This is a genomic window from Chitinophaga sp. 9-1-y (genome assembly GCF_059511905.2).
In genome coordinates this window covers 355,375-368,653 of sequence record NZ_CM197955.1, presented here as the reverse complement: position 1 = coordinate 368,653, position 13,279 = coordinate 355,375, and the positions used below count along the sequence as shown (strand labels likewise).

Below are 13,279 nucleotides of genomic sequence, written 5' to 3'. Positions count from 1 at the left end.
TATTTACAGAGCGAATACATTCTATGAAAAAAACCTTTCTGTTCATACTGGCTTGCCTGTTGGGCATTGGACTGCAAATGCAGGCTCAGACAGTCACCTATGAAACTGCTCCTAAAAAAGCAAAAGCTGCTTTCGACCGCGCCATTGATGCCGTCCGGCTTTACCAAACACCTGCCGCTATCAGCCTCTTGCAGGAAGCTATTAAAGCTGCCCCCAACTTTACTGATGCATACGGACAAATGGGACTCTGCTATGTAGAGTTGAAGAATTATGCCGCCGCGGTGACTGCTTTTGAGAAATTGAAGGAGCTGGATAGCAATGGCTTGCGACCGGTATCAGTAGCCTATTCCAGGGCCATGGCCGGTACAGGAAATTTCGTAGGGGCGTTACAGTTAATAACCCAGTACCTGGCAAATGCAAAGTCCAAAAGCCCTACTGCAGAAAAATTAAAAACCAATTATGAATTTGCCGTGAACAATCACCGGCAAACCGTACCTTTTCACCCGGAAAACCTCGGAGACCCTGTAAATAGTAAAGATCCGGAATACTTTCCTTCCCTTACCATCGACAGTAAAACATTAATCTTCACCAGAAGGGTAAACGGCCGTAATGAAGACTTCTACATTACACACCGGGAAAACAATACCTGGTCGCCGGCCCAGAATATGGGCGAACCCGTAAACTCCTCTTTCAATGAAGGCGCACAGAACATTTCACAAGATGGTACCATGCTGGTATTCACCGGCTGCGAATTTCCGGAAGGTAAAGGCAGCTGCGATCTCTACTACTCGGAAAAAACTCCTCAGGGATGGACCGCACCAAAAAACTTTGGCGCACCTATCAACACCCGCGACTGGGAATCACAACCCTGTCTCAGCACAGACAAACAAACACTTTATTTTGCACGTGAAACATCAGATAATGGTGCAGATATATTTGTAAGCACCCGGCTGGCCAATGGGCAATGGAGCGTTCCGCAACGCCTGGGACCTAATATCAATACACCCGGCAGGGAAACCACCCCGTTCATCCACGCAGACGGACAAACACTTTACTTTGCATCCAATGGGCATCCGGGTTATGGCGGACTGGATATCTTTTATTCCCGCCGTCAACCCGATGGTAGCTGGGGACCCGCTACCAACCTCGGTTACCCCATCAATACCATTGATGAAGATGCCTCGCTGGTAGTAGAAGCCGATGGCAAAACAGCCTACTTTGCCTCCGACCGTTCTGATACCCGCGGTGCACTGGACATCTACCGGTTTGAACTGTACCCGGAAGCAAGGCCCCTGCAAACTCTATACGTGAAAGGCTTTGTATACGATACCCTCACGCACGCACGTTTAGCCACTACCATTGATGTAACCGACCTGCAGGGAGGCTATAGCATTGCCACCGTAAAAACCAACGACAACGGCGATTACCTGGCACCATTGCCTGTAGGCAGGGACTATGCATTTCACGTAAACAGAAAAGGATACCTGTTTTACTCGGATAATTTTTCTCTGAAAGATCATAACCCGGGCGTACCTTACGAAAAAAATATTCCACTGCAACCATTAGCTGCCAACGCCAGCATTGTATTGCATAATATCTTCTTCGACAGCAAACAATATACATTGAAACCTGCTTCTGTATTAGAGTTGAATAAACTGGTGAACTTATTACTGGATAACCCGGGTGTGAAGATCGCTATTGAAGGATATACCGATAACGTAGGTACTGATAAAGACAACCAGTTGTTGTCCGAAAACCGCGCCAAATCTGTAGTCCAATACTTAACAGAAAAAGGTATTGCTGCTAACCGTCTTACGGCGAAAGGCTATGGTGAAAGCAATCCTATCGCTACCAATGATACAGAAGACGGACGGGCTACCAACCGTCGCACGGTATTTAAAATCATTAGTCTATAATTCATGATGGAAGCAGCTGTATTCTTAACCGCTCCGGCACTCAACAACTACCTGTCACGGCTACACGAAAATACGTTGCCGGAATGGGGGAAAATGAATGCGATTCAAATGTTGGAACACCTGGGATTGGGGTTGGCATTTTCCTGTAACAAACATGCAGAGATAGCCATTTTAACACCACCTGAGAAAATAGAGCGATACAAACAATTTTTATATAGCGAGATGGAAATGCAACGTAGCCTTCCTTCCCCGCTACAGGGCGACGAGCCGCCAGTCCCGCGCGCTGGTACCCTGGCTATTGCCACGCAACATTTACTGGAAGAAATCGATGATTTTAATGCTTACTTCCGGCAACACCCGGATGCAAAAACAGTGCATCATATTTTCGGCAGACTGAATTATGAAGAGTGGCAGCTGTTTCACCGTAAACATTTCCTGCATCACTTTAAGCAATTCGGTATTTTGTAGCAGTCAGTATCTTCTTATATGCAAAAGGCCGTGACACTGGTATACCAATTGTTACGGCCTTTTCCTATGTATTACGGTTAGTAATTTCTCAACCTGCTTTGCATAATGGAATCCTTCTGCTGCGTAGTGAGTTTATATTGAAAATTGTATAACGCTCCTTCCCAGTCGCCATACATCGGGTTAGGCAATACAATAAAGCGGCTGCCGAAGCTGGCAGCAGATTGTAAGGCCGCGGCATTTCTTTCGTCAGTTGGTTTTTTATCGAAGATGGCAGCAAAATCACCGAGGTTATCCCCAAATAACATCACGATATCATATTGTTGTAATACCTCTTGCCTGCGGGGTTCTTTACCGGAGGTAGTTGTTTTCAGCAACAGGTGTTGATCGTCTGCATCCGGGAACTGGTATTGCTGCAGGTTTTGCAGGGTAACTGCCCTTTCGCTTTCTGCGCGGTTGGTGATATAAAATACTTTCACTCCTTTGGAAGCTGCGTATTTAAAAAATGTCGGTGCGCCAGGAACCGTATCTGCTGCCGCTTTGGCGGTCCATTCCATCCAGCTTTTATCATCGTATCCTTTACCTGCCAGCGCCTGATGTACGGAGTAAGGACTGTTATCCAGCACCGTTTCATCAATATCGGTCACTACTGCCAGTGGTTTACTGCCTTTGCCGGCAAGGTATTGATCCAGTCGTAACGCCGCCAGTTGATATGCCTGCAGGCATAAGGCTTTGTATTCACCGGATTGTTGCTGCCATAAAGCCGCCCATGCCGGACCACCCGGAATCAGCGTGGTAGCCTTTGTTTTCTCTGCTACCGGCTGCGTTGTTTTACAGGCCAACAACGCCATCATCAGTACTCCTGTCAATAACCATTTCATCTTCATAAAATTATCCGTTAGTGGCTGCAAAAATAATTCATGTGCCGCACAAAAAGTGCCACCGGAAAATTGTAAATTATGCGGAAATATTGTTTGTTATGCCCCAGGAATTAATGTACCAGATTGCATTAACCCGTATTCCCCTGATCGGAGATGTGATCATTAAAAAGCTGCTGGAATGTTTTGGCAGCGCCGGCAACATATTCAAAGCTAAAAAATATGAACTGGAAAGAATTGAAACAGTGGGCGCCGTGCGTGCAGCTGCCCTCTGTAGCTTCCGCGACTATGCGCCTATCGAAAAAGAAATAGCGTTCATAGAAAAATACAGGATACAGCCGCTGTTTTGTACTGACCCGGCTTATCCGCAACGGTTGTTACATTGTTATGACAACCCGGCTATGCTATATTTTAAAGGCAATGCTACCCTGAATCCTCCCCGGATTGTGAATATTGTGGGTACCCGGCATCCATCTGCCTATGGACGGGCTATCACAGAAATGCTGGTAAAGGAGCTGGCTACGGCCGGCATTACCATTGTAAGCGGGTTGGCCTATGGTATCGACCTGATAGCCCATAAAACCGCCTTAAAAGCGCATACCCCTACTATTGGCGTGCTGGCACATGGCCTGGATCGTATTTATCCCCCGGCCCACAAGCAACTGGCCGTAGAAATGCTGGAACAGGGCGGCCTGCTCACCGACTTTATGAGTCAAACACAACCCGACCGGCAAAACTTCCCCAAACGCAACCGGATTGTAGCTGGCATCTGTGATGCCACTATTGTGATAGAAAGCGGGATACGCGGCGGTTCCCTCATCACCGCCGACCTGGCCAACGGCTATAACCGGGACGTATTATGTGTACCCGGGCGCCTGGAAGACCCACAATCGGCCGGCTGTAATCACCTGATCCGTCAAAACAAGGCTATGCTGCTCACCAGTGCCACCGACGTGCTGGAACTAATGGGCTGGAGCGATGCCCCTGCCGCCCCATCTCCCCTTATCAAGCCACCAGCACTGTTTCCGGACCTAAGCCCCGATGAGCAGCTCATCCTGTCACTTTTCCGGGAAAAATCCCGGCGCCACCTGGAGGAATTGTACCTGCAAAGTCATTTATCGGGGAGCCAGGTAGCTACGGCCGTGTTTAACCTGGAGATGCAAAGTGTGCTCCGCAGCCTGCCTGGTCAGCTCTACGAGCTGGTTTGACAGGGGCCTGTTAATGATTTATTAACAGACCAACGCGGGAGGCTGCGGGTGATTATTTTATTTATTGGGTAATAAAGTGTACATTTGCGTGCAATTATTTTTTAACTGATTAATAGTTGCATCATGCCTGCGGGAAAATCTAAACCCAAATTTGTAGCTGACGGACTAACATTTGATGATGTGCTCCTGGTACCGGCCTACTCTGAAGTTCTGCCTAAAGAAGTAAATCTCTCTACGCAATTAACAAAAAACATACGCCTGAATATACCAATGGTATCTGCAGCGATGGATACTGTTACCGAAGCCACTTTGGCAATTGCTCTGGCGAGAGAAGGTGGAATAGGTATTCTCCACAAAAACATGAGCATCGAACGCCAGGCCGAAATGGTTAGACGTGTAAAGCGTAGTGAAAGTGGTATGATCATAGATCCTGTTACCCTGAAAGTTGACGCCACTATCGGTGAAGCGTTGAGACTCATGAAGGAAAACGGTATTGGTGGTATTCCCATTATAGACGATCAAAACAAACTGGTAGGTATCCTTACCAACAGGGACTTGCGGTTTGAAAAGAATAAAAAACGCCTTGTAAAAGAAGTGATGACCAGCGAAAACCTGATCACTGCTCCGGAAGGCACTGACCTGAAAAAGGCAGAAAAAATTCTCCAGCAATATAAGATCGAAAAATTACCAGTTGTTAATAAACAAGGTAAACTGGCAGGACTGATCACTTACCGTGATATTCTGCAGTTAACCAGTTACCCTAACGCCGTAAAAGACGAATTTGGCCGTTTACTCGTAGGTGCTGCACTGGGTATTACCGCTGATCTGCTGGACCGCGCACAGGCATTGATTAATGTTGGTGTAGATGTAGTTTGCCTGGATAGCTCTCATGGTCACTCTATCGCTGTATTAAACAACCTGAAAAAATTAAAGAAAACCTTCCCTAAACTGCAGGTAATTGCCGGTAACGTAGCTACCGCAGAAGGTGCGCTGGCACTGGCTCAGGCAGGTGCAGACGCTGTGAAAGTAGGGGTAGGACCTGGTTCTATCTGTACCACCCGTATCGTAACAGGTGCCGGTTTCCCTCAGCTCTCTGCCGTAATGGAAGCTGCCGATGCACTGAAAAAACTGGGTATCCCTGTCATAGCAGATGGTGGTATCCGTTATACCGGTGATATGGTGAAAGCCCTCGCTGCAGGTGCTTCTACCATCATGGCAGGATCTATCTTTGCAGGTGTGGAAGAAAGCCCCGGAGAGACTATCATCTACGAAGGACGTAAATTCAAATCCTACCGTGGTATGGGCTCTATTGAAGCCATGCAGGAAGGTAGTAAAGACCGTTACTTCCAGGATGAAGATGATATTAAGAAACTGGTACCAGAAGGTATTGTGGGCCGCGTTCCTTACAAAGGTATGCTCTCTGAAATTGTACAACAATTTGTAGGTGGCTTACGTGCAGGTATGGGTCTGACAGGTTCTAAAGATATCAAGGCCTTGCAAGGTGCACAATTTGTAAAAATCACCGCTGCTACTGTAAAAGAAAACCACCCGCATGATGTGGTAATCACCAAGGAAGCGCCGAACTACAGCAGATAAGGGAAAATTACGAATTACGAATTACGAATTACGAATTACGATGTAAGCAAAATTTTGCTCGTAATAAAAATATAATCATAGCGCTCCGTACTTTAGTACGGAGCGTTTTTGTTTTCACATGATACCCGCTTATCTTCGTTGTGATCCGTAATTCGTAATTCGTAATTCGTAATTTCTTAATGAAGAAGCCTTACCTGCTCTTAAGCATTTTAAGTGGATTGATTTTCTGGCTTGCCTGGCCTACCATGCCGCTTACGCCGCTTATTTTCGTTGCCTTTACTCCTTTGCTGTATATCAGCGAAAAAGTGCAACACCGCGGAAAATATTTTGGGTTGGTGTTTAGCGCGTTCCTGGTATGGAATGTAGCTTCTACCTGGTGGGTAGGCAATACCACTCTGCCTATGAGCGGTGTATTTGCCAATTGCTTCAATGCTTTACTGATGAGCATTCCCTGGCTGGCCTTTAAAAACAGCCGGAGAAAACTATCGGAACCCGTTGCTTACTTTGCCCTGATCGTATATTGGTTAACGTTTGAATACATACACCAAACCTGGGAATTCAGCTGGCCCTGGCTGGTACTCGGACATGCCTTCGCACTTCGCCCGGGCTGGATTCAATGGTACGAGTTTACCGGTACCAGCGGTGGTTCCTTCTGGGTGTTAAGCGTGAACATTTTGATATATATCGTATGGAAACGTGCCCGCATATACGATTATTCCTGGCAGCAACTATTGCGTGAAATATGGAAGCCTGCTGCAGCTATTATTGTTCCCCTGGTTATTTCCGCCTTCATTTCCCCCACGCCGGATGATCCGGCGCGCAAAACGGAAGTGGTGGTAGTACAGCCCAATATTGATCCTTACGATGAAAAATTCAGCGCTGGGTCTGCCATGGAGCAACTGGGGAAAATGATGCGTCTCACGGAAGAAAAAGCGGATAGCAATACCCGTTATATTATCTGGCCGGAAACTGCCCTCTTTCCCACAGGCGCCTGGGAGCATGACCTGAATTATCAGCAGGAGGTAATGGCCGTCCGGGAAATGCTGCGCAAATACCCTAAAGCCAAACTGATTAGCGGCGCGGTTACCATGAAGCGTTATAGCGGTACGGATGAAATTCCTGCTACTGCCAGGACTATGAACGACGGCACCCGTTGGGATGCTTACAATAGCGCCGTGCAAATAGATACCACCCGGAGCATCCAGGTGTATCATAAATATGAGCTGGTACCCGGCGCCGAGCTGGTACCCTATGTTCGCTATTTATCTTTCATGCAAAGTGTTGCCCTGGATTTTGGTGGTGTTTCCGGCAGCTATGGCCGTATGCCCGGCGTAGAATTATTTACAAATCCGGCAGACAGTATCAATGTTTTCCCGGTAATCTGTTATGAATCAGTCTTTAGTAACTATATCGCCACGCATATTAAACCGGGTGCCAATTTATTAGTCATTATCACCAATGACGGATGGTGGGGAAATACGGAAGGCCACCGGCAGCATCTCCAATATGCCCGGATCCGTGCCATTGAAACCCGTCGCTGGATAGCCCGCTGCGCCAATACCGGTATATCCGCCGTTATTGATCCTGCAGGCAATGTGTATCAACCGCAACCCTATTGGCAGCAGGCTGTTTTTAAAGCAACTGTAACACCGAGGACGGGTCTTACGTTCTATGTAAAAAATGGCGATCTGGTGTCGAAAGCCGCATTAATATTTTGTATCTTGTTCCTGGTACATGCTTTTATTTCACGATTCATTCCCGGTTTAAGACATGCGGAAATCAATCAATAACGGAAACATCACCTGGGTAGATGAAGGCCAGGGTGCAACGGTAGTGCTTATCCACGGTTTTGCAGAAAACTCAGGCATCTGGAACATACAAACCTCGCAGCTTAAAAACCAATACCGCGTCATTGTACCGGATTTACCGGGAACCGCAGTATCGCCATTAACTACTCCTTTGACTATCAACAGTATGGCGGAGTACGTATATGCGATCCTGTTAGCAGAAAATATCAAAGAAGCAGTGATTATAGGTCACTCTATGGGTGGCTATATAGCGCTGGCATTGGCAGAAAAATATCCATCCCTGTTGAAAGGACTGGGCCTTTTTCATTCTACTGCCAGGGCAGATAGTGACGAGAAAAAGGAAGGCAGGCGAAAATCCATTAAATTAATGGAACAATATGGCCCCGAAACATTTTTACGGCAAACATTGCCTAATATGTTTAGTCCCGCTACCAGGAGTGCGCTACCTGCCGAAGTAGAAGCTTATGTAAAAATGGGCTTGGAGTGCGAGTTACCTGCGTTGATCGCTTATTATGAAGCTATGGCAGCGCGGCCGGATCGCACCGGTGTATTGAAAGCCTGTCCGGTACCGGTATTATTTATGATCGGGAAAGATGATAATGCAGTGCCGCTGGATAACATATTACCACAAATAACTTTGCCGCGGGTCAGCAGCATTCATATATTCGAAAATGTGGGCCACATGGGTATGTGGGAAGTAGGAAAGGAAAGCAATGTGATGTTGGAGCAATTTATAGCATTTTGTCAACTATAATCGTAAAAAACACCTGTTGTGAAAAAACTATTTGCCATCCTGTTATGCATGGTATGTGCCCTGGTGGCGCAGGCCAGCCATATTATAGGCGGGCAGGTATACTATAAGTTCATCAGCCGTAGTGGTAATTCGCTTACTTATTCCATTTCCCTTAAATTATATCGTATCTGCGGTACCGGCCCCCGGATCGCCAAAATGCCGGATGCGGTATATCTTTCTGCTTTCGATAAAAGCAGGAATTATGCCCGGGTAAATGATTTCCTGATCAGCAGGACTGCTTTCGAAGAAAAAAACCTGGGGAAAATAGATCCCTGTATCGTAAATCCGCCGACCATCTGCTACCAGATTGGTACGTATACTACCACTATTACTGTTCCCGCTAACGAAGACGGTTACACGATTGCATTTCAGAGTTGCTGCCGGGATCCTTTTATGCTAAACATCGTAGCGGAACCTATCCCCGATGGCAGCGGCGACCTCGGTACGGGGGCCACTTATTATATCGACATCCCTGGTAGTAAACAGAATGCGCAAAACAACTCCAGCCCAACTTTCAACACCGAAGAAGCCACACTGGTATGCGCTGATAAGAAATTCACCTACGACTTCTCCGCTTCCGACCCTGTAGATCATGATTCGCTGGCCTATGAATTCTGCGACGCCTACAAAGGCGGCGGACTAACAGACGGCAGGAACAATGTGCCGCCCCCTTCAGATAATCCTCCTTATCAATTTGTGACCTATAAACCGCCTTTTAACGGCAATAATCCACTGGGACTGAACGTGCAGATAAATCCTAAAACAGGGATCATCTCCGGTATTGCACCCGCCGCCGGGAAATATGTAGTGACCGTATGTGTAAACGAATACCGCAACGGACAAAAAATAAGCACCCTGCGTAAAGATTTCCATATCAACATCACCACCTGTGTAAAACAGGTGACAGCCTCCATGCCCGATAAGTATAATGATTGTAAAGACTTTACGATCACCTTCACTAATAATAGTACGCTCGGCAAACCATATACCTGGGACTTTGGAGATGGTACTACACTTACCACCAATAGTGCAGCTCCTATCACACATACCTACACGAAAAAAGGATTATATACCGTAAAAATGTGGGTAGATAAAAGCAGCAACTGCGGTGATAGCGCTACTGCGCTCGTATATGCATTCCCGGTATTGAAAGCAGGATATACCGCCGCAGGTTTATGTGCTAACAAAGAAACAAAATTCACCTCTACCTCCTCTACCACCGGTGGTACTATTGCTTATTCTAAATGGGATTTCGGGAATGGAGATACCTCCAATGTTACCAATCCCAATTATGCCTATAAAACACCTGGCACCTATGATGTGAAATTATATGTTCGGGACAATAACGGCTGCGAACAAACCATCAATAATTCCATCACGATTTACGATAAACCACCGTTTACTGCAACGGCCGATACGTTGCTTTGTGTGAAAGACAGCCTGCATATGTGGGCTACCAGCCCGCAACCGGGCAAGTTTGCCTGGACCCCGGACAACTACTTTATACTAAATCCCAATACCCCGGACCCTATTGTATTTCCACCACGCACGAATATTTATAAAGTAACTTTTACAGATAATCAGGGATGTACGAATGATAAAAATGTAACAGTAGAAGTGAAAGATACCATCCACGTACAAACTATTGCAGATAGCACCGTATGTACCAATGATGAAATTCACCTGGAATCTGTGGCGGATGGGTTATATTCCTACCGTTGGACTGACCTGGATCAAAACAAAGTGGTATCTACCAACCCGGATGCATTTGTAACACCTGCGCCGCCGAAACAATCCTACGAAGTACAGGTAGCATTGGGCAAATGTCGTTCAGCCGATACCGTTACCCTTAAAGTAGTAGATCCTCCAAAGCCCACTGCAGCGCCGGATACCACCGTTTGCTTCGGTGTTCCGTTAACACTGCGGGCTACTGGCGGTGCATATTATCGCTGGTCGCCGGCTTATTATGTAGATAGCCCATCTTCTGCTATTACGGTAGCTCGTCCGGCAGATACCACCTTATTCACCGTAACAGTAACCGATACACTCGGATGTCCTAAACCTGTCACTGCTACGGCGTTAGTGAAAGTAGTGCCGAAGGTTCAGGCCTTCGCCGGCAACGATACCATTATTATGCTGAACACACCTTTCCAGCTGCACGCCACGGGAGGTGTACGTTATGCCTGGACGCCGCCAGACGGTTTAAATAGCCGCAGCATTTATAATCCGGTTACTACGTATAATCACGACATTACATATACCGTTACCGCCTATACGCAGGAAGGTTGTTCCGGTACTGACAATATTTTCGTCCGCTTTATGAAAGGGCCGGATATTTATATACCTAACGCATTCTCTCCCAATGGAGACGGACTAAATGATGTTTTCCGTCCACTCCCGGTAGGGATTGTACAAACAGAATTCTTCCGCGTATTTGATCGCTGGGGCAAGCTGGTTTACTCCTCCACGGCCTATTTGAAGGGATGGGATGGCACCGTCAACGGACAACCTGCCGCCATCGCTACCTATGTTTGGGTAGTACAGGGAAAAGATATTAACAATAATACCGTTCAACGTAAAGGCACCGTCACACTGATAAGATAAAGTTCTCCGAAATGAACCGGATCTGCTTTTTTTTTGTTAAATTCAGATAGCAGTATCCCCCATCATGAAGAGAGCAGTTTTATTGATATTGAGCTGCTGTTTGTTCCCTATTCTCGCAGCTGGATATCACATCATTGGTGGCGAAATTTATTATAAGACATTAGGAAGGAGCGGAGATAATATACGCTACCGTTATCTCATCACACTCAAGCTATACCGCGACGCAGATTTTACCTGTGGCGACCGACAAGGGTGTATCGACCGATTTGAGAACCCCGTTACTGCTAACGTATTCACTTCCACTGGTTCCAAAGTTTTATCTTCTGTATATCTCTATATTTCTGCAACACGCCCGCTGATTGATACCCTGAAAAATCCCTGCCTCGCACCGCAGGCGCAACACCTGGAAGTAGCCTTCTACACCGCCGTGATAGAACTGGAGCCTATCCCCGGTGGTTACTATGTGTCTTCACAACGTTGCTGCCGTGGCGAACGACTGAACAACATTTATGATTCAGAACATGAAGGATCCACTTACTATACCGTTATCCCCGGTACAGAATCAAGACCTAACAATAACAGTGCTTATTTCAATAAAGACACCTCCATTGTGATTTGCAACGCCATGCCGTTTACATTGGATTATGCAGCTTATGATGAAGATGGTGATAGTCTTACCTATAATCTTTGCAGCGCCTTAACAGACGGTTCTGCTAATAACGAGAACACTTCTACTACGCCACCTCCTTATAATGCCACGGTACGATATATACCGCCTTATTCCGGCAATAACCCGATGAACGGAGCACCTGGTATCTCTATATCTTCCAAAGGCCTTATTACCTGCACCCCTAATCAACCGGGGAAATATGTGGTAACGGTGTGTGTGAATGAATACGATCCATATACCAAACAATTCCTGGGTACCCATAGTAAGGATATATTGCTTACTGTATTCAACTGTCAAACTACCATCACCGCTACTTTTCCATCCGTGCTCACCAATTGTACAGACGATCCCGCCTTACAAGTGCCTATCAGTAATTCAAGCGTGGCCGGTTATTCATCTACCTACCACTGGACATTCGGTGATGGAACCGATACCATTACCAACACTAAAACCCTTTTTTATCACCAGTATCCGGACACCGGTGTATATAAAGTGAAAATGGTGGTAAATCCCGGGCTCACCTGCACCGATAGTACTGAAGGCACTATCTACAATTATCCGGGGTTAAAGGCAGGTTTTACTACTACTGGATTCTGCAGAGGCGATCCTATACAGTTTGATGATACCTCTTCTTACCAATATGGACATATTACTTCACATGTATGGGATTTCGGCGGCAGCGACAGTGCTATTACCCCGGGGGTACAACAATCCATGGAGCATACCTTTACTAAAGGTGACGTATATACGATTTCAATGACGTTACTCACCGATAAACATTGTGAAAAAACGGTCACTAAAAATATACGGGTCTATGAAGTCAACCCTTATGCCGGCAACGACACGATACTGGCCAGGGGACAACCACTGGCAATGCAGGGCAGTGGCGGAGACATCTACTCCTGGACGCCATCAGACGGATTATCAAATCCTAACATCGCCAACCCGGTACTAAATTATAATCGCGATATTGCTTTCAAACTACGTGTATCCAACCAGCAGGGATGTTTTGGTTATGCAACGGTAAAAATAAAATATTATACGGGCCCCGAAATGTATATTCCCAATGCGTTTACACCCAATGGAGATGGCCAGAATGATCGCTTCCGGTTTATCCCCGTTGGTATTACTACTTATAAATTTTTCCGCATCTACAACCGTTGGGGCGTAGAAATTTATTCGTCTACCGATTTCCGCAACGGCTGGGATGGTACCTTCAAAGGCGTCCCTGCGCCGGTAGACACCTACATCTGGATACTGGAGGGAACGGACTTTACGGGCAAAACCATCTCGAAAAAGGGAACCGTCACCTTGATCCGCTGATCCTTTTGTACCTTGCAT

The 13,279-nt window shown here is 46.5% G+C and carries 9 protein-coding genes; 8 read left to right on the top strand and 1 reads right to left on the bottom strand.

Features of this window, described 5'->3' with window-relative positions; all coding sequences use genetic code 11:
• The first annotated feature begins 23 nt into the window (after positions 1-23).
• Entirely contained in the window at positions 24-1,916 is a 1,893-nt protein-coding gene (locus AC5ZC7_RS01665) for an OmpA family protein (protein ID WP_496159897.1), read from the top strand.
• Between the two features lie 3 nt (positions 1,917-1,919).
• Positions 1,920-2,384 carry a DUF1569 domain-containing protein gene (locus AC5ZC7_RS01660; protein WP_496159898.1) on the top strand — a complete coding sequence of 155 codons (465 nt, stop codon included), beginning with the start codon at positions 1,920-1,922 and terminating at the stop codon, positions 2,382-2,384.
• Between the two features lie 77 nt (positions 2,385-2,461).
• Here the strand turns inward: AC5ZC7_RS01660 and AC5ZC7_RS01655 are convergent, their stop codons facing one another.
• The gene (locus AC5ZC7_RS01655; RefSeq protein ID WP_496159899.1) at positions 2,462-3,262 is read right to left on the bottom strand and encodes a 5'-nucleotidase, lipoprotein e(P4) family; all 801 of its coding nucleotides are present in this window, start codon (positions 3,260-3,262) and stop codon (positions 2,462-2,464) included.
• A 98-nt stretch (positions 3,263-3,360) separates the two neighbouring features.
• On the opposite strand from AC5ZC7_RS01655, the gene dprA reads away from it, so the two are divergent.
• From dprA to AC5ZC7_RS01625, 6 genes are all read left to right on the top strand, one after another.
• Positions 3,361-4,467, top strand: coding sequence for a DNA-processing protein DprA (gene dprA, locus AC5ZC7_RS01650; RefSeq protein WP_496159900.1), 1,107 nt, complete (start codon positions 3,361-3,363; stop codon positions 4,465-4,467).
• A 123-nt stretch (positions 4,468-4,590) separates the two neighbouring features.
• Positions 4,591-6,063 (top strand): IMP dehydrogenase, encoded by a 1,473-nt coding sequence (guaB, locus tag AC5ZC7_RS01645; RefSeq protein WP_496159901.1) that lies wholly within the window; start codon positions 4,591-4,593, stop codon positions 6,061-6,063.
• A 179-nt stretch (positions 6,064-6,242) separates the two neighbouring features.
• Complete coding sequence (lnt, locus tag AC5ZC7_RS01640) at positions 6,243-7,853, top strand: apolipoprotein N-acyltransferase (RefSeq protein WP_496159902.1); 1,611 nt, start codon at positions 6,243-6,245, stop codon at positions 7,851-7,853.
• Positions 7,834-8,625: an alpha/beta fold hydrolase gene (locus AC5ZC7_RS01635; protein ID WP_496159903.1), complete on the top strand. Its 792-nt coding sequence runs from the start codon at positions 7,834-7,836 to the stop codon at positions 8,623-8,625. Before lnt ends, AC5ZC7_RS01635 begins: the two co-directional genes overlap by 20 nt.
• Before the next feature lie 18 nt (positions 8,626-8,643).
• Positions 8,644-11,268: a PKD domain-containing protein gene (locus AC5ZC7_RS01630; protein ID WP_496159904.1), complete on the top strand. Its 2,625-nt coding sequence runs from the start codon at positions 8,644-8,646 to the stop codon at positions 11,266-11,268.
• Positions 11,269-11,332: 64 nt separating this feature from the next.
• Positions 11,333-13,261 (top strand): PKD domain-containing protein, encoded by a 1,929-nt coding sequence (locus AC5ZC7_RS01625; protein WP_496159905.1) that lies wholly within the window; start codon positions 11,333-11,335, stop codon positions 13,259-13,261.
• Positions 13,262-13,279 lie beyond the last annotated feature (18 nt).